The sequence below is a fragment of the Streptomyces shenzhenensis genome (assembly GCF_003688995.1).
In the GTDB taxonomy this organism is placed as follows: domain Bacteria; phylum Actinomycetota; class Actinomycetes; order Streptomycetales; family Streptomycetaceae; genus Streptomyces; species Streptomyces shenzhenensis_A.
This window is the reverse complement of record NZ_PENI01000030.1, coordinates 14625-37247: the sequence shown is the minus strand read 5'-3', so window position 1 is coordinate 37247 and position 22623 is coordinate 14625. Positions and strand designations below refer to the sequence as shown.

General features: G+C 70.6%; 17 protein-coding genes and 1 pseudogene. 12 read left to right on the top strand and 6 right to left on the bottom strand.

The features are described from left to right. Positions 1 to 6: 6 nt before the first annotated feature. Genes CTZ28_RS34470 through eutC form a run of 3 tightly spaced genes read left to right on the top strand, consistent with a single transcriptional unit; the run spans position 7 to position 4102 of the window. Entirely contained in the window at positions 7 to 1842 is a 1836-nt protein-coding gene (locus CTZ28_RS34470; RefSeq protein ID WP_183154728.1) for an ABC transporter substrate-binding protein, read from the top strand. A gap of 8 nt (positions 1843 to 1850) precedes the next feature. Next, a complete protein-coding gene (locus tag CTZ28_RS34465; RefSeq protein ID WP_121893669.1) occupies positions 1851 to 3260 on the top strand; it encodes an ethanolamine ammonia-lyase subunit EutB in 1410 nt (469 codons plus the stop codon). Further along, on the top strand, positions 3257 to 4102 hold the full coding sequence (gene eutC, locus CTZ28_RS34460) for an ethanolamine ammonia-lyase subunit EutC (protein WP_121893668.1): 846 nt from the start codon (positions 3257 to 3259) through the stop codon (positions 4100 to 4102). The genes CTZ28_RS34465 and eutC overlap by 4 nt, the downstream gene beginning before the upstream one ends. Here eutC and ctaD read toward each other — a convergent pair. After that, entirely contained in the window at positions 4079 to 5827 is a 1749-nt protein-coding gene (ctaD, locus tag CTZ28_RS34455) for an aa3-type cytochrome oxidase subunit I (protein WP_121893667.1), read from the bottom strand. The genes eutC and ctaD overlap by 24 nt on opposite strands. A 261-nt stretch (positions 5828 to 6088) precedes the next feature. Then, a complete protein-coding gene (locus CTZ28_RS34450; protein WP_121893666.1) occupies positions 6089 to 7948 on the bottom strand; it encodes a sigma-54-dependent Fis family transcriptional regulator in 1860 nt (619 codons plus the stop codon). 225 nt (positions 7949 to 8173) lie between these two features. Between CTZ28_RS34450 and CTZ28_RS34445 the strand changes: the two genes are divergently transcribed. The 9 genes and pseudogenes from CTZ28_RS34445 (at position 8174) to CTZ28_RS34405 (ending at position 18999) form a co-directional block, all read left to right on the top strand. Next, on the top strand, positions 8174 to 10087 hold the full coding sequence (locus CTZ28_RS34445; protein WP_121893665.1) for a hydantoinase/oxoprolinase family protein: 1914 nt from the start codon (positions 8174 to 8176) through the stop codon (positions 10085 to 10087). A 29-nt stretch (positions 10088 to 10116) separates the two neighbouring features. Then, entirely contained in the window at positions 10117 to 10545 is a 429-nt protein-coding gene (locus tag CTZ28_RS34440) for an acetone carboxylase subunit gamma (protein WP_121893664.1), read from the top strand. Between the two features lie 37 nt (positions 10546 to 10582). After that, complete coding sequence (locus CTZ28_RS34435) at positions 10583 to 12712, top strand: hydantoinase/oxoprolinase family protein (RefSeq protein ID WP_121893663.1); 2130 nt, start codon at positions 10583 to 10585, stop codon at positions 12710 to 12712. A 38-nt stretch (positions 12713 to 12750) separates the two neighbouring features. Next, positions 12751 to 15054, top strand: a complete 2304-nt coding sequence (locus CTZ28_RS34430; RefSeq protein ID WP_121893662.1) for a hydantoinase B/oxoprolinase family protein — start codon at positions 12751 to 12753, stop codon at positions 15052 to 15054. A 44-nt stretch (positions 15055 to 15098) separates the two neighbouring features. Continuing rightward, positions 15099 to 16154, top strand: a complete 1056-nt coding sequence (locus tag CTZ28_RS34425) for a zinc-dependent alcohol dehydrogenase family protein (RefSeq protein WP_121893661.1) — start codon at positions 15099 to 15101, stop codon at positions 16152 to 16154. Between the two features lie 98 nt (positions 16155 to 16252). Beyond that, on the top strand, positions 16253 to 17059 hold the full coding sequence (locus CTZ28_RS34420; protein WP_121893660.1) for a hypothetical protein: 807 nt from the start codon (positions 16253 to 16255) through the stop codon (positions 17057 to 17059). A 108-nt stretch (positions 17060 to 17167) separates the two neighbouring features. Beyond that, a pseudogene (locus tag CTZ28_RS34415) lies at positions 17168 to 18001 on the top strand (alpha/beta fold hydrolase). Beyond that, positions 17994 to 18590 (top strand): TetR/AcrR family transcriptional regulator, encoded by a 597-nt coding sequence (locus CTZ28_RS34410; protein WP_121893659.1) that lies wholly within the window; start codon positions 17994 to 17996, stop codon positions 18588 to 18590. Before CTZ28_RS34415 ends, CTZ28_RS34410 begins: the two are co-directional and overlap by 8 nt. Before the next feature lie 22 nt (positions 18591 to 18612). After that, the gene (locus tag CTZ28_RS34405; RefSeq protein WP_121893658.1) at positions 18613 to 18999 is read left to right on the top strand and encodes a hypothetical protein; all 387 of its coding nucleotides are present in this window, start codon (positions 18613 to 18615) and stop codon (positions 18997 to 18999) included. A 25-nt stretch (positions 19000 to 19024) separates the two neighbouring features. On the opposite strand, the gene CTZ28_RS34400 is transcribed toward CTZ28_RS34405, so the two are convergent. From CTZ28_RS34400 to CTZ28_RS34385, 4 genes are read right to left on the bottom strand one after another with little or no spacing between them, the layout of a single operon-like run. After that, positions 19025 to 19891 carry a serine/threonine-protein kinase gene (locus CTZ28_RS34400; RefSeq protein WP_183154727.1) on the bottom strand — a complete coding sequence of 289 codons (867 nt, stop codon included), beginning with the start codon at positions 19889 to 19891 and terminating at the stop codon, positions 19025 to 19027. A 32-nt stretch (positions 19892 to 19923) separates the two neighbouring features. Next, positions 19924 to 20802 (bottom strand): TauD/TfdA dioxygenase family protein, encoded by an 879-nt coding sequence (locus CTZ28_RS34395; RefSeq protein WP_121893657.1) that lies wholly within the window; start codon positions 20800 to 20802, stop codon positions 19924 to 19926. A gap of 37 nt (positions 20803 to 20839) precedes the next feature. Further along, complete coding sequence (locus tag CTZ28_RS34390; RefSeq protein WP_183154726.1) at positions 20840 to 21535, bottom strand: hypothetical protein; 696 nt, start codon at positions 21533 to 21535, stop codon at positions 20840 to 20842. Then, on the bottom strand, positions 21480 to 22610 hold the full coding sequence (locus CTZ28_RS34385) for a GSCFA domain-containing protein (protein WP_121893737.1): 1131 nt from the start codon (positions 22608 to 22610) through the stop codon (positions 21480 to 21482). Before CTZ28_RS34385 ends, CTZ28_RS34390 begins: the two co-directional genes overlap by 56 nt. Positions 22611 to 22623: the final 13 nt, after the last annotated feature.

The window sequence follows — 22623 nt, the reverse complement described above, 5'->3', positions numbered from 1 at the left end:
ACGCCTGTGTCAGATCGGAAACGGCCCGAAACCACCTGGCCCGCCCGGAGCCCCGCGCAGCCGCCCGCCGCCGCGGTCGTCCTGGCCGACGGGACGGTGGAGGCCGAGGACACCTCGGGCCGCATCGCCCCCAGCCCCGCCGTGCACTTCCTGCGCGCCCACCCCGACCTGACCGACCTCGTACTCGCCTGCGTCCGCACCGAACCCGGCAGGACCGGTTTCATGTGGACCGACGGCGCCGTCCGCACCCTGGTCCGGGTCTGGGTGGACCCCTTCCGGGACCCCCGGGGACGCTCCATGGGCCGGGTCCTCATAGAACCCTGCCACCCGTCCCCGTACGGCCTGACCCTGCGCGAACTCGACGTGCTCACCCTGGTGGTGGCCGGACTCACCAACAACGAGATCGCCGAACGCCTTGTCACCAGCCCCCGTACCGTGACCACCCACGTGGACCGGCTCCTGACCAAGCTCCAGCTCTCGGGGCGCGCGGCGGCCGCGGCCCTCGCCCTCGACCAGGGCCTGGTGCGGCTGCCCCTGCCCGGCGGCAGCACCCGCTTCGAACGGCTGCGCCTGGGCCGGGTCGCCACCGTCGCCCAGGGCGGTGCCCCGGTGCCCTCCCCGGTCCCCAGCAGCCCGCGCCCGCTGCGCCGCCGTCCCCTGCTCCTGGGCGCCGCGCTGCCGCTGACCGGGCCCGCGGCCGACGACGGCCGCGAGATGCTGCTCGCCACCCGGCTCGCCCTGGAGGAGATCAACGACCTCGGCGGCATCGCCGGCCGCCGCATCGAACTCGTCACCGCCGACTTCGACGTCACGGTGCACGAGTCGGTCCGCGCCGCCTTCACCGAACTGGTGGAGCAGGAGGTGGACGCCCTCACCTCGGGCTACATCGGCCCCCAGGACGTCGCCCACGAGATCGCCGCCGACTACGGCTGCCCCTATCTGCACGCCGCGACGCTCGACTCCATGGTCTCCCGGGTGGCGGCGGACCCCGACCGGTACGGCGGGATCTTCCAGGTCTGCCCCAGCGACACCTGCTACGGCCCGGGGTTCGTGCGCTTCCTCACCAGGCTCCGCGACAGCGGCCAGTGGCGGCCCGAGTCGAACCGGCTGATGGTCGTCCAGGGCGTGTGGCCGCTCGGCAACCTCGGCCGTTCCGCGATGGCCACCGCCGTGGAGAGGGGCGGCTGGACCCTCCAGGTGATCTCCGACATCGGCATGTCGGACGACGCGTGGCAGCGGACCGCCCGTCAGGTCCGCGCCGCGGCCCCCGCCGCGGTGCTCGTCGGCCACTACTTCATGCCGGGCAGCCTCGCCTTCCTGCGGGAACTCCTGTGCGACGGACCGCCGATCCTGCCGTACCTTCTCTACACCCCGTCCATCCCCAGCTTCCGCCACAGCCTGGGCGCGCTCTCCGAAGGTCTGCTGTGGGCCACCGTCACCGGCACCTACTCCGACCACCTCGGCCAGTCCTTCGCCGCCCGCTACCGCAAGATGCACGGCATCTCCCCCGGCCGCTCCCACGCGGGCATCGCCTACGACCGGGCCCGGATGATCGCCGGTGCCTGGGCGCAGGTGGACGACCCCCGTGACCACCGCCGGGTCGCCAAGGCCCTGCGTTCCACCATCCACCGCGGCGTCAACGGCTCCTACTACTTCGCCGACCCCGGCCAGGCCGCCCTCGCCTACCCGGAGATGACCCCCGACCCCTCCATCGGCCAGGCCCACCTCGTCTACCAGATCCAGGGCAGCCGGCAGCGGATCCTGTCGCCGTCCCCGTACGCCGACGGGCAGTTCCAACTCCCGCCCTGGTACGCGCGGAACGCCGTCACCTCCCTCGCCTAGGAAGGAACATGAAGAAATACCACCAGCAGGTGGCGGGTACCACCTATGCCTTCGACGGTCTCGTGGACGTCCTGGCCAAGGCCAGTCCCCGCCGCTCCGGCGACGAACTGGCAGGCTGTGCGGCCGAGTCGGACGCCGAGCGGGCGGCGGCCCTGTGGGTCCTGGCCGACCTGCCGCTCGGCCGCTTCCTGGACGAGCCGGTCGTCCCGTACGAGAGCGACGACGTCACCCGGCTGATCCTGGACCGGCACGACGAAAGAGCCTTCGCCCCGGTCGCCCATCTGACGGTCGGCGGGTTCCGGGACTGGCTGCTGGCCACGGCGGCCCTGCCGGACGCCGCGGCGCGGCTGACGGCCGTCTCCCGCGGTCTCACCCCCGAGATGGTGGCGGCCGTGTCGAAGACCATGCGCCACCAGGACCTGGTCGCCGTGGCCCGGGCCACCCGGGTGACCTCGGCCTTCCGCACCACGATCGGCACCCCGGGCACACTCGCCACCCGGCTGCAGCCGAACCACCCCACCGACGACTCCCGCGGCATCGCGGCGGCCGTGCTCGACGGCCTGCTGCTGGGCTGCGGCGACGCCGTCGTCGGGATCAACCCCGCCACGGACTCCCCACAGGCGGCGGCCGATCTGCTGGAGCTGCTGGACGGCGTCCGGCAGCGCTACGACATCCCGGCCCAGTCCTGCGTCCTCACCCATGTGACCACCACCCTGGACCTGATCCACCGGGGCGCCCCCGTCGACCTGGTGTTCCAGTCGATCGCGGGCACGCAGGGCGCGAACGAGAGCTTCGGGGTCACTCTTCCGCTCCTGTTCGAGGCCGAGGAGGCGGCCCGGTCGCTGGGCCGCGGCACCGTGGGCGACAACGTGATGTACCTGGAGACGGGGCAGGGGTCCGCGCTCTCCGCCGGGGCCCACATCGGAGCGGGTGGCCGACCGGTGGACCAGCAGACCCTGGAGGCCCGCGCCTACGGCCTGGCCCGCGAGCTGAACCCGCTCCTGGTGAACACGGTGGTGGGCTTCATCGGCCCCGAATACCTCTACGACGGCAGGCAGATCGTGCGGGCCGGTCTGGAGGACCACTTCTGCGGACGTCTGCTGGGACTGCCCATGGGCGTCGACGTCTGCTACACCAACCACGCCGAGGCCGACCACAACGACACCGACACACTGCTCCTGCTGCTGGGGGCGGCGGGATGCGCCTTCGTGATCACCGTGCCGGGCGCGGACGATGTCATGCTCGGCTACCAGAGCCTGTCCTTCCACGACGTGCTCACCGCGCGGAACGTGCTGGGTCTGCGTCCCGCGCCGGAGTTCGAACGGTGGCTGATCCGGACGGGCCTCGCCGACGGATCCGGCCGGATCCTCCCCGTCGACCCGGCCGCCGGCCCGCTGTGGGAACTGGCGGGCGCATGAGCGACCTCGTACCCGGCAACTCCGGCGACCCCTGGGCCGCGCTGCGTCGCCTCACCGGCGCCCGCATCGGACTGGGGCGGGCCGGTGACTCACTGCCCACCCGTCAGCTGCTCTCTCTGCACACCGCGCATGCCGTGGCCCGGGACGCCGTCCACCGTCCGCTGGACACGGACGCCCTGGTGGACCGGATCGAGGCCGTCGGGCTCGGCGCGCCGTACATCGTCGGCTCCCGGGCCGCGGACCGCGGGACGTATCTGCGCCGGCCCGATCTGGGCCGGCTGCCGGGCGACCTGGGAGGTCTGCCGGTGTCGGGCGCGGACGTCGGCGTCCTGCTGTGCGACGGGCTGTCCCCCGGTGCCCTGGAGCGGCATGGGCCACCGTTGCTGCGGGCGCTGCGCGAGGCGCTGCTCCCGCAGGTGTCGGTCGCGCCGCCGGTCCTCGCGACACAGGCCCGGGTGGCGCTCGGCGACCACGTCGGCGCGCGGCTGAACGTGACGACCATGGTGGTCGTGATCGGCGAACGCCCCGGTCTGTCCGTCCCCGAGAGCCTCGGTGTGTACGTGACCCATCTGCCCAGGCAGGGGCGCACCGACGCCGAACGGAACTGCGTCTCCAACATCCATCCGCCCGACGGCCTGGACTACGCGGAGGCCGCCCGGATCACCGCCTCGCTCATCCGGGGGGCGAGGGCGCTGGGCGCGTCGGGCGTGGCTCTCAAGGACACCTCACGGGAGCGTCCCGCCGTACCGACGGAGGGAGCCGGCGCCCCGACCGCGAACGACGGGAGTACGCCGACGGAACCTGCCACCGCCTCAGCCTCAGCCGAGCGGCCGCGGCGGTGACGCCGGAGGCTGTCCGCGCTCTTCGCGGCCCGGGGCAATACCCGCCTCGGCCATGGTCACTTGGGGACGGTGCAGATCGAGGGCCGGTGATTCGGAGCGGATACGCGGCAGCGTGACGAAGTTGTGGCGCGGCGGCGGACACGTGGTCGCCCACTCCAGCGAGCGGCCGTAGCCCCACGGGTCCTCGACGCCGACCATCGGCGCCCGCGTGGCGGTCTTCCAGATGTTGTAGAGGAACGGCAGTACCGACAGTCCGAGCAGGAACGAGCCGATGGTGGACACCGTGTTGAGCATGGTGAAGCCGTCGGCCGTCAGATAGTCGGCGTACCGGCGCGGCATGCCGTCGACGCCGAGCCAGTGCTGGACGAGGAACGTCCCGTGGAACCCGACGAAGAGGGTCCAGAAGTGGATCTGCCCGAGGCGCTCGTCGAGCATCCTTCCCGTGAACTTGGGCCACCAGAAGTAGAACCCCGCGAACATCGCGAAGACCACGGTGCCGAAGACCGTGTAGTGGAAGTGGGCGACGACGAAGTACGAGTCGGAGACATGGAAGTCCAGCGGCGGCGAGGCCAGGATGACACCGGTCAGGCCACCGAAGAGAAAGGTCACGAGGAATCCCGTCACCCAGAGCATCGGCGTCTCGAAGGAGAGACTTCCTTTCCACATGGTGCCGATCCAGTTGAAGAACTTCACCCCGGTCGGCACCGCGATCAGGAAGGACATGAACGAGAAGAAGGGCAGCAGAACACCGCCGGTGACATACATGTGGTGCGCCCACACCGTGATCGAAAGACCCGCAATGGAGATCGTCGCCGCGATCAGGCCCAGATATCCGAACATCGGCTTGCGGGAGAACACCGGGATGATCTCCGAGACGATCCCGAAGAACGGCAGCGCGATGATGTACACCTCGGGGTGACCGAAGAACCAGAAGAGGTGCTGCCACAGCAGTGCCCCGCCGTTCGCCGCGTCGAAGACATGCGCCCCGAGCTTGCGGTCCGCCTCCAGCGCGAGCAGGGCGCCGGCCAGGACCGGGAAGGCGAGCAGCACCAGGACACCGGTCAGCAGCACGTTCCAGGTGAAGATCGGCATACGGAACATGGTCATGCCGGGGGCGCGCATGCAGATGATGGTGGTGATGAAGTTGACCGAGCCGAGGATGGTGCCGAAACCGGAGAAGGACAGCCCCATGATCCACAGGTCGGCACCGACACCGGGCGAGCGGACCGCGTCGGAGAGCGGGGAGTACGCGAACCAGCCGAAGTCGGCCGCGCCCTGCGGCGTGAGGAAGCCGGCGACCGCGATCAGCCCCCCGAACAAGTAGAGCCAGTAGGCGAACATGTTCAGCCGGGGGAACGCCACATCCGGCGCGCCGATCTGCAGCGGCATGATCCAGTTCGCGAAACCGGCGAACAACGGCGTCGCGAAGAGCAGCAGCATCACGGTGCCGTGCATCGTGAACGCCTGGTTGAACTGCTCATGAGAGATGAGCTGCAGACCCGGCTGGGCCAGCTCGGCGCGCATGAGCAGCGCCATCACACCGGCGACCAGGAAGAACCCGAACGATGTCGCCAGGTACAGCGTGCCGATCGTCTTGTGGTCCGTGGTCGTCAGCCATCTCACGACCGCGCTTCCCACACGCGCACGGCGTAGGGGCAGCTGGCTCTCGTAGGCCTCTTCGGCCGCAGAGTCCGCGCCGCCACGAGGCTGGCCGACGGTGCCCATGCTCGGTCTCCTTTGCATCCTGAGCCCGCCACCGAATCGACCACCGCGCACAGCGGCATCGGACGACGCGCCCCACTGACCGGGCGCGACACTACAGACGCCATCGCCCGGATCAAGAGCAACGCGCTGACCGACCCGGTCGGTCACTTCGTCATACGGCAGTGCGTGAAATGCGCGCCCCAGTACGGCAAAACGATGCTCCTCCCGGACATGCGCCCGCGCGCCCCCGCACGCCGGCGTGCGGGACAGTCCCGGCTCCCCTCAAGCCGTGATTCCGTACGACCGCAACTTGCGGTACAGGCTGCTGCGCGCCATGCCGAGGTGCTCGGCGGCGGCCACCCTGTTCCCGCCGGTCTCCCGCAGCGCCGCGATGATCGCGTCGCGCTCGGCGGCCTCGATACGTGTGAGGTTCTTACGGGACCGGGTCTGGCAGTAACTGGGCAGGTCCTGGTTCTGGATCTCCCCGACCGGCCGCGACCGCAGCGCATGGGTCAGGGCCTCGCGCAGCTGCGAGACATTGCGGGGCCATGTGTACTGAGTGATGGTCTGCAGGGCCTGGGGGGAGAGCCGGACCCGCCGGCCCGGTGCGATCTCCCCCAGGACCCGGTTGACGATGAGCGTGAGGTCCTCGGTGCGGCAGCGAAGCGGCGGGATGGTCACCGCGACCTCGAAGTGCCCGAGGAGGGCATGGAACGGCAGGTCGGAGTCGAGGCTCGAGTCCGACACCGTCGCGGCGAACGCGACGGGTGCCGTCGTCGCGCCGAGGGTCGTGAAGAGCTCGTCGATGCGCTCGACCCCCTCCGTGCTCGCCTGGTCGATGTTCCGGACGATGCACAAGGTCTGCTCCCGGGCGCTGTTGAGCAGCGCGTCGAGATCGCTCTCCGCACCGGACCGCAGCTGAGACGCGTCCACGGAGACACTGCGCCCGCCGGGGTGGTCGGCGTGGAAGAGCTCGGCGACGAGGGTGAACTTGCCCGTGCCGGTCTCGCCGAGGACGATCGTCGGTGCTTTCGTGGCGAGAGCGTCGCGCAGCTCCGAGCAGGCCCGCATCCACCCCGGGGAAGAGCCGGACGCGATCGGCACGTGGGGCCGACGCAGGTCGCTGACGAGGACCCTGGTCTCGGCCCCCGCCACGGCCACCTGGGGAAGTACATGGTCGGCGAATCCCACGCCGGGGACGGGGATCTTCGGATCGCACGCCTGGTCGGTGACGACCTCGGCGATGACGACGATGCCCGCCGTGTCGGAGCCCGAGACGATACGGGTCCCGCGTATCCGGATGACCCGGCCGGAGTGGAGGGTCATCGTCTCGCTCACGCGATCGCTGCGCGCCATGAGGAAGGTCGCGTACTCCCGGACAGCCAACTGCTCGACCGGGTCGAAGACGGCTTGGGCGGCGCCGTTGGCCATGGACACGGAGTCCGCGAAGGCGAAGACCGCCTGCCGGGTCGAACGCGTGTCGGCCCGCAGGTAGGTCTCGAAGAGTGCCTGCTGAGCCTGGTTCCGGTCGAGCAGCAGGTTGCGCCCGATGTCCTTGGCCGCCGACTTGACGAGCGTGTGCATGAGCGGGCTCCACGTCTCGGCCAGCGCGGAGATGTCGAGGATGCCCTCGAGGCGTCCGGTCAGCGGGTCGATGATCGGCGCGCCGGTGCAGGCGAAGGCCTGCAGCTGCTCCGTGAAGTGCTCCGGCCCGACGACGGACACGGCCTGCCCCGCCTCGAGGACGGTCCCGACCCCGTTGGTGCCCATCTTCCCCTCGGCGTAGTTGAACCCCGGGGAGAACGCGACCCGGTCGAGCAGCCGCCCGACCGCGGAAGAGGAGTCCCGGCGCTGGATCAGGCGGGCCTGGTTGTCGGTGAGGGCGATGACGAGCGGCAGATCGGCGGTGTCGCTGCCGAGCTGGTCGAGGACGGGCTCGGCGCACCGGACGAGGCGGGAGCCGATGTCGAGGTCGGCGCTGAAGTCGGTGACCGGACGGTCGATGTCCACCCCGGCCTGCTGACTGCGCTCCCACGACGCGGCGAGCACATCAGGCACGCCGGCGGCGCCCTGCCGTCCGTACTCGAGGAAGTCGGCCCGGGCAGCAGCCGTCCTCAGGAGTCTGCTCTGACTCTGGGGCATAGGACCTCCTCGTCGAGGGCCACGGGCGCATGGCGTCCGTCACATGATGTCCCGGCGGGCAGGCCGAGCCAACCCGCGTTCATGTCCCAAGTTGGGACGGCCGCGGAGCGTGAGACGCGGGGACGGTGAATGTCACCGTCGAGGGCGACGGCCAGGCCGCGGCATCCGTGCCCGTCCGCGCAGAGGCCGAGTCGCTCCACGGATCCGCTGCGCCCAAGGAGTGGCATGGACACCCTCATCAACATCGACAACGGTGGGACCCTCACCGACATCTGCGTCTGGGACGGCACCGGCTTCACCTTCACCAAGACGCTCACCACGCCCCACGATCTGTCCGAGTGTCTCTTCGCCGGAGTGGAGAAGGCCTCCGCGGCGCTCTACGGCAGGGCCGACATCGAGCGGCTGCTGCACACGACCCAGCACATCCGCTACTCGACCACACAGGGCACGAACGCGCTAGTCGAGCGCCGCGGCCCGATGATCGGCATTCTCACGACGATGCCGGATCTCGCGGCGGCGATGCGGACGACCGAGGCCGAACGGGACCTCTTCGACGGCCTCGTGGGCGACCGCGTCCTCGTGGTCGACGTGGCCGCCGACGAGGAGTCGACCGAGTTCGATGTGGTCCAGAAGGTCAACCGGCTGGCGACGCTCGGGGCCGCACGCGTCGTCGTCGCCGGCGGCGACCCGGAGCAGGAGCGCCGGCTGCGGGCCGTGCTCCTGCGCACGTTCCCGCGGCACCTGCTCGGGTCCGTCCCGCTCATCTACAGCTGGGACCTCGCAGGCGACCGGAGCGCCCCCCGCCGGGCCTGGTCGTGTGTCATCAACTCCTTCCTCCATCCGACGATGGAGCGCTTCCTGTACGGCGCGGAGCGGCGCCTGAAGTCCTACAAGATCGTCAACCCGCTCCTCGTCTACCGCAATGACGGCGCGTCCTCACGGGTCGCCAAGTCCGTCGCCCTCAAGACGTACTCCTCCGGCCCCCGCGGCGGGCTCGAGGGCACGGCGGCCCTGGCCCGCGCCCACGGCTTCGAGCACACCCTCATGATCGATGTCGGAGGCACGACGACGGACGTCGGTGTCGTGGTCGGTGACCACGTGGCCGCGGACGAGCGGGGCACGATCAGGGGCGTCCCGATCTCCTACCCGATGAGCAACGTCCACTCCAAGGGCGTCGGCGGGTCCTCGGTCATCGCCGTCGAGGACGGACGCATCACGGTCGGGCCGCAGTCCGTGGGAGCCGCCCCCGGACCTGCCTGCTTCGGCTTCGGGGGCAGGCAGGCGACGATCACCGACGTCAATCTGCTGCTGGGCGTCCTCGATCCGGACACCTATCTCGACGGCACGTTCAGGCTCGATGCCGAGCGCTCCCGGACCGTCGTCACCGAGACCGTGGCGGATGCGCTGGGGATCAGTCTGGAGGAGGCACTGGTCCGGATGGAGCAGGCCTTCTTCGAGGCGCTGTCCTCCGCGTTCGCGCACCTGGTGCAGGAGAACACGACGCTGGCCGCGTTCGGCGGGGCCGGGCCGATGAGCGCCACCGGCGCCGCCCGGCCCGCGGGGGTGAAGCGGGTCCTCGTCCCGCGCACGGCGGCGGTCTTCTCCGCGCTCGGCATCTCCTTCTCCGACATCGGCAAGACGTACGAGGCCGGCGTGCCCGAGCCGACGACCGCGGCGACGAGGACGACGTACGACGAACTCCTCGGCCGGGCCGAGCGCGACATGTTCCAGGAGGGCTACCCGCTCGCCGCCTGCGCTGCGTCGTGGCAGCTGGTCGTCGAGGAGGAGGACGGGACGCCGGTGTCGCGTGGCCCCTACCGTCCGGGCGACGCCGTCGGGCACCCGGAAAGGCGGGTCTCCCTCCAGCTCACCATCACCGCGCCGCTGCCCCACCCGGAGCTGACTGCGGATCAGGAGGTGGAGACCCGGCCGGCGTCGTCCGTCGGGAGCCGCTCGGTGCGGTCGGCCGCCGACCGCGTCGACGAGGTGCCGGTGCACGTCCTCACCGAGCTCAGCCCCGGAGACACCGGCGCCGGCCCGGCGATCGTCGAGGGCCCCTTCTTCACCGCGCGGGTGCTGCCCGGCTGGACCTTCCGGGTCACCTCGGGCGGCGACCTGCTCCTCCACGACACCCACTGACGGCCGCGACCGCGAAAAGGAGGGCTCCCATGCGGGTCCCCATGACCGAATACCTCGTCATCGACCTCGACACCGAGCGTTGGGTCTGCCGCGTCTGTGCCCAGGACATGGGCAGCGCACACGGCACCTACAAGGAAGGCACCCTCGTCCACGACCGGGACCCCCGGCAGATCCACCAGCCGGTCATCGACCCCGAGCGGTACGAGTTCACCTTCTCCCCGGACCCGGAGTACTGCCGGATCCTGGAGTACTACTGCCCCGGCTGCGGCACCCAGATCGAGGCCGAGTACCTCCCGCCCGGCCATCCGCCGGCCGTCGACCTGCTCATCGACGTCGCCGCGCTCCGGGCGCAGTGGGCGGAGCGCGGCGTGGATCCCGAGGAGATCCACACCTACGGCCCCGGGGCGGACGCCCAGCAGCACACCGCCGCCCTCAAGGCCATCGGCCACGTCCGCTGACCCCGCACCCCGTCACGCGAGCCCTCCGGGAGTACCCATGAAACGTATCTCCGTCGACATCGGCGGCACGTTCACCGACTGCTTCTTCGTCTGGGACGGCCAGTACATCGAGGCGAAGGCCCTGACGACCCACCACAATCTCGCCCTCGGTTTCAACGAGGCCCTCGACCTCGCGTGCAAACGCGCGGGGCTCGACCGGGGCACCGTCCTCAGGAAGGTCGACTCGGTCCGCTACGCGACCACGCTCGGCACCAACGCACTCATCGAGCGCAAGGGCCCCCGGGTCGCCGCGATCGTCACCCATGGCTTCGAGGACACCATTCCGCTGTCCCGGGGCCGTGGCTACGGCGAGGGCCTTGACTACTCGATGCAGCAGAACCTTCCCGCGGCCCAGCGGCCGGAGCCGATCGTGCCCCGCCATCTGATCCGCTCCGTCAAGGAGCGCATCAACTCGGCGGGCGGGATCGTCGCCGCTCTCGACCCCGAGGACGTCCGTCTGGTCGTCCGCGAACTCGTCGACGCCGGTGCGGAGGCGATCGTGGTCTCCCTCGTCAACGCGACCGAGAACCCGGTGCACGAACTCGCGATCCAGGAGATCATCCTGGCGGAGTTCCCCGCCCACGAGCTCGGCGCCATCCCGGTCCTCCTGGGCCACCAGGTCTCCGGCCGCAAGGGCGAGTACGTCCGGGCGACGTCGACGATCATCGACGGCTTCCTCCACGAGATCATGTTCCACGCGCTCACACAGCTGTCGAACAACCTGCGCGACTCGGGCTACGACAAGCCGATGCTGGTCATCCACAACTCCGGTGGCATGGCGCAGATGAACTCCACCGACGCCCTCCAGACGATCCACTCCGGCCCGATCGCCGGCGTCGGGGCCGCCGAGCACCTCTCGAACGAGACCGGGCTGGGGCATGTCATCTCGACCGACATGGGCGGCACGTCCTTCGACATCGGGCTCGTGCCCGAGGGCGGCGTCAAGCACTACGACTTCCTGCCCACGATCGACCGCTGGCTCGTCTCGGTCCCGATGGTCCACCTCGACACCCTGGGTGCGGGAGGCGGGTCGATCGCCGACTACGACCGTATCCACGACTCGATCAGGATCGGCCCGGAGTCGGCGGGTTCGAACCCCGGTCCGGCCTGCTACGACCGCGGTGGTCTGCGCCCGACCGTGACCGACGCCGATCTGCTCCTCGGTTATCTCGATCCGGAGAACTACGCGAACGGCTACATCAAGCTCAACCCGAAACGCTCCCGGTTCGCCATCGAGGAGACACTGTGCGACCCGCTCGGCATGAGTGTCGTGGACATCGCGCGGGCGATCAAGGACGGCGTCGACGAGCAGATGGCGATCGGTATCGGCAAGGAGCTGCGGGTCCGCGGCTATCTGCCGGAGGACTTCACGATGCTCGCCTATGGCGGCAACGGCCCGCTGCACGCGTGTGGCATCGCCCGGCACGCGGGGATCAAGCGGGTGCTGGCGCCACCGTTCTCCTCGGTGTTCTCCGCCTGCGGCGCCGGAAACATGAAGCAGCTCCACTTCCACGAGCGCGGCGTCCACGTGACGCTGTACAACGCGACGTCCCGTCAGCTCTACGACGGATACGACGAGTTCAACGCCGTCGTCGCGGAGTTGGAGGCGCGCGGTCGGGAGGACCTCGTCCGGCAGGGCTTCGCGGCGGGGGACGTGAGGTACCGGCTCGAACTCGACATGCGCTACGGCAACCAGCTGCTCACCCAGGCGGTGGCGCTGGAGGACATCAACCGCATGAACGGCGTCGGCGACGTGCTCACCATGATCAAGGTCTTCGGCGACGTCTACAGCCACCGTTTCGGGGCGTCGAGCGCGGCGCCGGAGGCCGGCATCCGGTGCAACACGGTCCGGGTCGCCGCCTATGTCGACGGGGACGTCGTGAGCTTCGACTCCCTCGAAGCCGGCGGACACCGGACGGTCCCGGTCGAGCTGTCCCGCCGTGACGTCGTCTTCATCGGCCACGCCGAAGCGCTCGACACACCCCTCCACGACCAGAGCGCGCTCACGCACGAGCACGTCATCCATGGTCCGGCGATCGTCACCACGGAGAACACCACGTATCTCGTCGAACCCGGCTGGCGTCTTGAGCCCACGCGCCAGGGCGCGGTCTGGTTCCTCCAGGACTGATCCCGGCCCGCCCACGCGCAGCAGAAGGAGCCATTGGCATGACCACCATCGATGACAAGCCGTCGACGATCCTGACTCCCCAGGAGCAGGAGTGGGTCGACCAGTTCATGGACGAGACCACCCTGTTCCTCGGCCCGGACCCGGCCATCATGCGTGACCACGGCATCTCGTCGAGGTCCGGGCACGAGGAACGGGCGATCGCGGCCGGTGTCGACCGCCTCCAGGTCGAACGCATCCGCAAGCGCATCGCCGGCGCGCTCGACGAGGGCTACGAGATGTGCGAGGCGCAGGGAGCGGCGCCCGGCGCGAAGTGGGGCGACCTCACGACCGCCATCTACACCGCGGCCGGGGACGTCTCGTACCTCTCCTGCCATGGCGTCATCGCGTTCAGCGCGATCCTGCACCATCCGATCCGCTACATCATGAAGTACTGGAAGGACGAGCCGACCGTCGGGATCCACGAGGGCGACGGGTTCATCCACAACGACGCGCGGTTCGGGAACATCCACAACACCGACCAGTCGATGATCATGCCGATCATCAGGGGCGGCGAGATCATCGCCTGGGTCGCCGCGACGATCCACGAGGGCGAGAACGGCGCCTGTGAGCCGGGCGGTATGCCGTCCGGCTCGGAGACTCCCTTCGACGACGGGCTGCGGATGAGCCCCTTCAAGATCGTCGAGCGCGGGCGGCTCCGTCGCGACCTGCTGACCTTCCTCCAGCACTCGGTGCGTGACCCCAAGCTCCAGCTCGCCGACCTCAAGGTGAAGATCACCGCGGTGCGCAAGATCATGGAACGGGTCGACAAGATCATCGACGAGGTCGGTGTGGACACCTTCGTCGCGGCGCTGCGGACCACGGTCGAGGACGTCGACGCGGAAGTGCGCCGCCGGATCAGCGAACTACCCGATGGCACCTACCGGTTCGACCAGTTCATGGACTCGACGCTGAAGGAGAACATCCTCATCAAGTTCGCCTGCAAGATCACCGTCAAGGGCGACACGATGACCGTCGATCTGCGCGGCACCGGCCCGGAGATCCTCAACCGCGCCATCAACAGCCCGCTCTGCTCGGTCAAGTCGATGTTCATGCAGGCCATCCTCGCCTTCTGGTGGCCGGACCTGCCGCGCTGCACCTCGGCCATGAGCTGCATCGAGATCATCTCCGACGAGGGCACCTGGGCCGACGCCTCCTACGACGCGCCGATGGGACAGTCGCTCCAGGCCTCGTTCCGCGGGTTCTCGGCGATGCAGGCGCTCTACAGCCGGATGTCCTTCTCCACCCCGAAGAAATACAGCAACGTCGTCGCCAACTGGTTCAACCAGATCAACACGTTTCTCTGGGGCGGGATCACCCAGCACGGCGACATGGTCGGCAACCTCTGCGCGGACCTCAACGGCATGCCGGGCGGCGCCAAGCCCTTCCGCGACGGCGAGGACGCGATCTCTCCCCTCTTCTGCGCGATGGCCGACACGGCCGAGCAGGAGGTCATGGAGGAGGAAGTCCCCTTCATGCAGCTGGTGTCCAAGCGGCTGGTCCGCGACAACATGGGCTTCGGCAAGTTCACCGGCGGGATGGGCTACGAGATGATCGTCGCCGTCGAGGGCACCCCGCAATGGGGGTTCATGACGGTGACGTCCGGGGCGAAGTTCTCCTCCGTCTACGGCATGTACGGCGGCTACGGCTGCGGCACCTACCCGCTCGCCATGGTCAAGGGAACCAACGTCTACGAACACATCCGCCGGGACAACAAGAAGTTCGACCTGTCGATCGAGAAGGTCATGAACGAGCGTCCCTTCGAGGACGGCCGCTACGCGACCTACCACATGGGTCTGCAGTTCGACATCGCCAAGGACGGCGAGCTGTACATGATCAGCCAGGGTGCCGGCGGCGGCTACGGCGACCCGCTGGAGCGGCTGCCCGAATCGGTCGTCCAGGACGCCGAACTCGGGCGGATCAGCCGGCAGGTCGCGGAGGAGATCTTCGGCGTGCGCTACGACCCGCAGACGTTCCGCCTCGACGTCGAGGCCACCGGGGCCGCGCGGGACGCCGCCCGCAGGGCCAGGCTCCGGCGGGGCAAGCCCTTTGCCGAATTCTGCGCGGAGTTCGTCACGGCCGAGCCTCCGAAGGACCTGCTCTACTACGGCTCCTGGGGTTCGGACACCGCTGACATCACGGCGACCGTGTTCACGAACGACGGCCCGCAGCGAGTGACGGCTCCGCTCAAGGAACTCCCGCTCGTCATGGTCCCCGACCGCCGCGAGATCAAGATCGCCCGACTCGAGGAACGGGTCCGCGAGCTGGAGGACAAGCACGGCGAAGAGGTGCACCGCAAGTCCTGACCCGTCCTCGACTCACCCGCTGTGCCACGCACAAGGAGACACCGATGAAGGCACTCGTCCACCACGGCGCCGGTCACAAGTCGTGGGACACCGTCCCCGACCCGACGATCGAGGCGCCGACAGACGTGATCGTCAAGATCGACGCCACCACCATCTGCGGCAGTGACCTGCACATCCTCAAGGGCGACGTGCCCTCGGTCGCCGAGGGCCGGGTCCTCGGGCACGAGGGCGTCGGGACGGTCGTGGCGACCGGGAGCGCCGTCAGCACCCTGGCCACCGGGGACCAGGTGATCATCGCCTGCATCAAGAACTGCGGGCGGTGCGCCTACTGCCGCCGCGGGCTCCACTCCCACTGCGCGGGCGACGAGGGGGCGCCGGGCATGGGGTGGATCCTCGGACACCTCGTCCACGGCACCCAGGCCGAGTACGTCCGCGTGCCGTACGCGGAGACCTCGCTGCACAGACTGCCCGAGGGGGTCACCCCCGCGGAGGGTGTGATGCTCTCGGACATCCTCCCCACCGGCTTCGAGATCGGCGTTCGCTACGGGCGGGTCAAGCCGGGCGACACCGTGGCGGTCATCGGCGCCGGGCCGGTGGGCCTCGCGGTGTCGGCCACGGCGGGGCTCCAGGGCGCCGCGCGGATCATCGCGATCGACATCGACGACCACCGCGCACAGCAGGCGCTCTCCTTCGGCGCCACCCACGCGGTGAACTCCGGCGGCAGCGGCTGGCAGGACGAAGTCCGCGCGCTCACCGACGGAGACGGGGTGGACGTCGCGGTGGAGGCGGTCGGGATCCCGCACACGTTCGCCATGGCGCTCGACCTGGTCCGTCCGGGCGGGAACGTCGCCAACGTCGGCGTGCACGGCAAGCCGGTGGAGCTGCCGCTCCAGGACCTGTGGATCAAGAACATCGCGATCTCCATGGGCCTGGTGAACACCGACACCCTGCCCATGCTGCTCCGGCTGGTGCGCGACGGGCGGCTGCCCGTGGACCGGTTCGCCAGCCACCACTTCCCGCTCGACCGGATCCTCGACGCGTACGACACCTTCGCGGACGCGGCCAAGACCAACGCCCTCAAGGTCGTCCTGGGCGGCTGAGCCGGCCGCCCGCGCCCGGTGGGGAGCCGCACCGCGGCTCCCCACCGGGCCCCCTCCTCATCTCTCCTCCGAGCCGTATCTCGACGCCGGGAACACCCATGGCCATGGACTTCGCCTCCCTCCTCTCCGCCCCGCCCTCCGGTCGCCCGACCGCGCTGATCGTCGACCACCAGCACTACGCCCGCGCCGTCATCCTGCAGGGCCGCCCCGTCCCGTGGACCGACCCGGTGGCCTTCGCGCAGTACGCCGGGCAGGCCCAGGGCCTGCTCCGGTCCGACGCCACCCTGCTGGATCTGGGCGCCTACTACGACGACGCCCTCGCCCGCCAGGACACGCTGCGCGCCGCCCTGTCGGCCCGGCCGCGGACCGGGTACGCCCTGCGCACGCTGCTGGCGCACGAGCCCACCGCCGTCGCCGCTGCCGAGCTGACCGAGATCGTGGCGCAGACCTCTGCCGCGCCGCTCGTGGTACAGATCCCGTCCCCGCTGCTGTGGCTGGCGCGGACCCACGAGCTCAGCGGTGCCGGTCCGCTCACGGACCTGAACGCCGATCACCCGGAGACCGCCGCGATGTACGTCGCGGACTGGCTGCGGCGGCTGGCGGCACCGTCCGTCTCGATGCTGCTGCTCGACGAACGCGACCCGCGCTCGGGCCGGTTGCCGCAGGTCGACGACAGCGTTCACACACCGGTCGGCAATGTGACCGACCACTACCGCTGGGCGCTGGGCCGCCGGACCGGGCACGGCGTGCGGGTCGTCGGCGCCGGGCTGACCGGACCACGGATCCCGCAGGAGTTCTGGCACGGTGCCGGCGTGGCGCTCCCGTCCGGTGACTTCCTCCTGGCCGACATCCCTGCGGACGCCGCCCCGGAGACCGTCCTCGCCCAGCTCACCAAGCTCAACTGACCGGGGACCGGAGGGGCGGCGGGAATCGGTGGGTCGGGCGGGTGCGTTGACATGTCTGGCTAACGTCACTAGCTTATAGCTAACCGAGTTAGCCAGCCGGAGGACGTCATGACCGAGCACCTTGCCATCGGCAACAACACCATCGCCTACGACCTGATCGGTGAGGGCCCTCTCGTCGTTCTGGCGCACGGCCTGGGCGACAGCCGGCATTCCTACCGCTTCGTCGCCCCGGCCCTGGCCACGGCCGGTTACCGGGTCGCGAACGTCGACGTGCGCGGCTGCGGCGACTCCAGCCTCGGCTGGGACGGCTAAAGCCGCACCGACATCGCCGGCGACCTGGTCGCCCTGGTGCGTCACCTCGGGGGCCCGGCCGTGATCATCGGCCATTCGATGAGCGGCGGAGCCGCGACCATCGCGGCCGCCACCGCGCCCGACCTGATCACCGGCGTCATCGAACTGGCACCGTTCACCCGCAAACAGCTGAACGACCTCGGCGGGCTGATGCGGGTGAAGCGCTACCGGGCCGGCGCCACCCGGATGGGGCGGGTCGCCCTGCTGGGAAGTCTGCCAGCCTGGAAGCAGTACCTCGACCTGGCGTACCCGGTCAAGCCCGCCGACTGGGACAGCGAACTGGCGCGCATAGAGGCCAAGTTGAGCGAGCCCGGCCGGATGAAGGCGCTCCAGGCCATGTGCCAGTCCGCGGCCGACGCCGGCGCGCAGTTGCCCAACGTCGCCTGCCCGGTCCTGGTGATCGAGGGCAGCGCCGACCCCGACTGGGCCGACCCGCGCGCCGAGGGCGAGCGGATCATCGCCGACCTGCCCGAGGGCCTCGGTGAGCTGGCGGTCATCGAGGGCGCCGGTCACTACCTGCACGCGCAGACCGCTGAGCAGGTCGTCGCGCTGACCCTGCCCTTCCTGGCCAGGACGGTGACCCGTGCCTAGGGCCGGCCTGGACCCGGCGTCGGTCACCGAGGCAGCCGCCACGCTGGTCGACGAGATCGGGTTCGCCCAGCTCAGCATGGGCCTGGTCGCCGAGCGGCTCGGGGTCAGGACCCCCTCGCTCTACAAGCACGTCACCAGCCAGGCCGACCTCGCCCACCGGATCGCCGTCCTGGCCGCGACCGAACTCGGCGACGCCATCCGCGACGCAACGCAGGGCCGCGTCGGCGGCGACGCCCTCGCCGCCGCCGCGCAGGCCATGCGGACGTACGTACGAGAACATCCCGGCCGGTACGCGGCACTCAACAGTGCCCGCCCGGACGGACCCGACGACCCGTTCGTCCCCGCCAGCGCCCGGGCACTCGACTCCCTCTCGGCCGTGCTCCGCGGATACCACCTGGACCCCGCCCAGGAAATCCACGCCCTGCGGATGCTGCGCAGCACGCTGCACGGGTTCGCGACCCTCGAAGTCACAGGCGGCTTCCAGCACGACACAGACGTCGACGACAGCTTCATCTGGATGATCACCTTCATCGACCGAGGACTCCGGGCCGCCACGGCAACCCCCGGGCCCGCCGCGCCCACACGCTGACAAACGACAGGCGGCCACTACGGTGATCGACAAGAATCCGTCCCAGAACGACTACGCCAGAGGGGCACTTCGCTTCCTCACCGAACTGATCGCGTGGGTGGGCGCTCCCTGGGCCCTGTGGCCGCACTCGCCGGCCCTGGCGATCGGCGCCGTGGTGCTGCTGATCGGGCTGCCCATGGTCTTCAGCACGCCGGGCGACAGACCGGGCGGCGACACACCCATAGCGGTGCCCGGCATCGTGACGATCCTCCTGGTGCTGATGCAGCTCGCAGCCGCCACAGCGGCAGCGTGGGCGCTCTGGCCCTGGTGGGCCGCCGCGGCAACGACCGTGCTGTGCCTGATCGTGACAGTCACCGAACAACCGCGCTGGCGCTGGCTGCTCCGCGCGCCAGGTCGAGACCGAGCCTGACAGGGCCTAGGGTCTTTCGTTTGGATCAGGCCGGATCAGGGAGCGGGGTCTGGTGCCGTGGATCGCAAGGCGGAGGAGGGCGGCAGGGCGGAGCCCTGACAACCGACGACAACGCCGCGAGGCGCGGTGCCAGGGCCCGCGAGCCCGGCCTGATCCAAACGAGAGGCCCTAGCGCCATGAGCAGGCCCTCGGCCAGTCGGGAGGCCTGCGGGCCGTCGTCCCGCGCCGTCGTGGCGCGGACGACGGCGCGCAGTTGCGCTCCGGGGTAGGTGTCGGCATAGGCCCGCGCGTCACCGGCCGCGTACGCCGAAGCGAGCGCGTCACCGAGTGCCTCGGTGTGGGCCTCGGCGAAGGCCCGGGCATTGGCGTCAGTGCTCAACTGTGCGTACGCGTGGCCGTACGTCCGGGCCTCGGCTGCGGAGAACCCGTTGGCCAGCGCGTGGTCGCGGGCGCCGGCATGCCCCTCGGCGTAGCTGCTCGCCCGGTCGTAGGCGGCGGCGTGCAGCCACAGCGACACCGGTCCGAGGGCCGCCCTCCAGGTGTCCCGGCCGGCCGGTGTCCCGCGCGCCGCCGCGCGGTGCAGGGCGCCCAGTGTGTCGAACGCGCCCGGTTCGGCACCGGTTGCCGTCTCGGTGAGGAGCGGCAGGACCGTATGCGCGTGCCAGACGTGCACGGCGCGCAGGCCTGCCGGGTGTTCCGCCGCGGTCAGCAGGCCGTGCAGACGGGCCGCCCAGTCGGCCCCGGCGGCCGACGGCAGATGCTCGTGGACGGCCGTGGCGAGGCGCCACAGCCAGATCGGCGGCGGTGCCCCGGCCACGCCCGCGCCGGGAGGTTCGTCGGCCGGGGCCCGCAGCGCGGCGAGGAACGCCTCCGAGTCGGCTGTCGTGGTCATGGGGCACCTTCGCTTCCGTCGGCGGGAACCGGTCAGGCGTGCAGGCTCGTGCCGTCGATCGCGACGCGACGGCCCTCCCGGGTGTGCGGGAAGTAGTCCCACACGGCGTGGTGCTGGACGCTGCGGTTGTCCCAGAACACGAGGGTGCGTTCCTGCCAGCGGACCCGGCAGTGCAGCAGCGCGGTCCGGGCTATGTGCGCGTACAGCAGCTCCAGCAGGGCGTCGCTCTCGGCTCGGGACAGCTCGGTGATGTGCGAGGTGTAGGGGGCGTTGACGAACAGCAGCTTGCGGCCGGTCTCCGGGTGCCGGACGGCCACGGGATGGACGGTGCACGGCACGTCGTACTCGGGCGGCGGGGTCTGGCCGGCCGCGGTCCACGGCAGGGCACCGTCGTGGACCGCGGTCAGCCCGTCCAGGAAGCCGCGCATGGCGGGTGAGAGCAGCTCATAGGCGAGGTGCATGTTGGCGAAGAGGGTGTCGCCGCCGCTGCCGCCCTCGGGGATCGTGGTGATGTACAGCATCGAGCCGAGCGAGGGCTCGGCGTCGGCGGTGCCGTCGGCGTGCCAGCCGTTGCCCGCGACGGCCCGGGACTCCTTGGTCGCCTTGATCTCCAGGATGTACGGGTCGGAGCCCTCGGGTGCGAGGGCGACAGGGTGCAGTTCGCCGAAGACGCCCGCGAACCGCTTGTGTTCCTCCGGTGTGATGTCCTGGTCGCGGAAGACCAGGACGTGGTGGGTGTGGAAGGCGTGCTTGAGTTCCTTCTCCTGCTCGGGTGTCAGCTCCCGCGCGAGGTCGAGGCCGGTGACCTCGGCGCCCAGCAGCGGGGTGATGGGGGCGACGGTGAGGGTGGCGTAGGGCTCGGCGGGGCGGGTGGTGAGCCGTTCGACGGCCCGCAATGCGTAGTCCTCCATGAGGGACCTCCGTGGGATCGAGTGGGCGGGTGCGGGGTCACACTCCGCGGTCGAGGAGTTCGGCGACCACGAGGCGGCCGAAGGCGAGGTTGCCGTGGATGGTGTCGTCGGTCCGGCAGAAGGCGGGACGCTGCCGCCGCGATCCGTCGGTGACGCGGGCGCGCAGGTCGACGATCTCGACGCCGCGTGCGGCGAGTTCGGCGCCGATGACGTCCTGCGCCGCGAAGAAGACACGTGCGTCGGAGATGCCGGGGACGCGTTGCGGGGGCAGGGGTGCCAGCACGCGCAGGCCGGCTTCGGCGGTGTGCTCGTAGAAGGCGAGCGCGCCGCGGACGGTCGCCCTGACCAGGGCGGCGAACAGGCCGCTGCGCAGGAAGCCGTCCGGGACGGTGCCGTGCCGGTCGCGGTGGATGTCCCAGTTCTGCCGGGTGGCCACGGTGTGGGCGCTCAGGCCGAAGGTGCACACCAGCGGCACGGGCAGACCGGCCAGTGCGCTCACCTCCAGGGTGTCGAGGAACTCCCGGAACAGCCGCTGGGCCTGTGTGTCCCGGAAGGCGAGGCCGTCGCCCGCGATGTCGAAGAAGGGGCCGAGGAAGTCACGGCCGGACCCGACCGGGCCGCCCGCGAAGGGGAGTTCGGCGGCCCGGGCGGCGCGTCCGACGCAGCCGGCGTGGGAGTCACCCAGCAGGAGGAACCGGGCGGGGGGCGTAGTAGTCGAGTACCGCGTCGTCACACCAGTCGTCCTCTCCGCCGGCGGCTGGGGTGGTCTCCTGGGCCGCGGGCCGCCCCGGACCGGGCGGGCCGTCGTGTGCCGGGGCCGGACCGGCCGGGCCGTTCACGAGAGTTGCCGGGCCGGTTCGGCCCTGCACGGCCGTGAAGAAGTGCCGCATCACGAAGGCCACACCGCCGGGACTGACCGTGCGCAGGTTGGGTTCGTAGCACGCCGCCCGGTAGGGGAAGCCGGTGACGATCTCGTACGACGGGAAGTAGTCGACGTCGTCCGACTCGTCGGCGAGCTGTCCGGCCGCCGCGCGCAGGACGGACTTGGAGTGCGTGGTGGCGACGAGGGCGTGGCGGCCGGTGGCGGTCGCCGTCAGCGGCACCGGGGAGACCGTCAGGACGGTGCGCAGCCGCGGGTTGACGCCGCGTGCCATGTCGAGGACAGCGGTGAGGTCGCGGTGCACCCGGGTCACCGTGTGGTTGTGCAGGACGTGCCGGGCGGGGTCATAGGTGCCGCGGACGGTTCCTGGGCACATCGGCAGCACGGTGCCGGTGCGGCTGTCGTGCCATGCCTCGGTCAGGCCGAGGGTGAACACGAGGACGGTGGCCTCGGTCAGGGCGGTGCGGACGGCGGCGAGGGTGACCTCGCGGGAGCGCAGCAGGGCCTCGGGCGAGGCGAACCCGTCCGGTTCCACGGTCGGCCGGTAGGGATCGTGGCAGGCGCCGGCCTCCGCCCACACCTCCTCGGGCGGTCTCTCCTCGCCGAGCGCCCAGGCCACCCACTGGCGCAGGCCCGCGGCGGTGTAGATGTTCCCGGTGCGGAACGAGAAGCGGCGGTAGCCGCGCGCCGCGTGCTGTGCGGGGGTCAGTCCGGGGGGTGGCGGCTCGGCGTCGTACCAGTGCATGCCCTGCTCCAGGAGGGCACGGCCGATGTGTCCGGCGAAGCAGGATCCGGCGGTGACGACCGGATCGTCCTGGCCGATGGCGAACTTCGGCGTCCACAGGTCGGTGATGTCCGCGGGTTCGGGTTCGGCGACCGCGGTGCGCCAGAAGGACCGCGCGGGCAGGCGCAGGTAGGGGTGCTGCACGGTGGTCACCTCC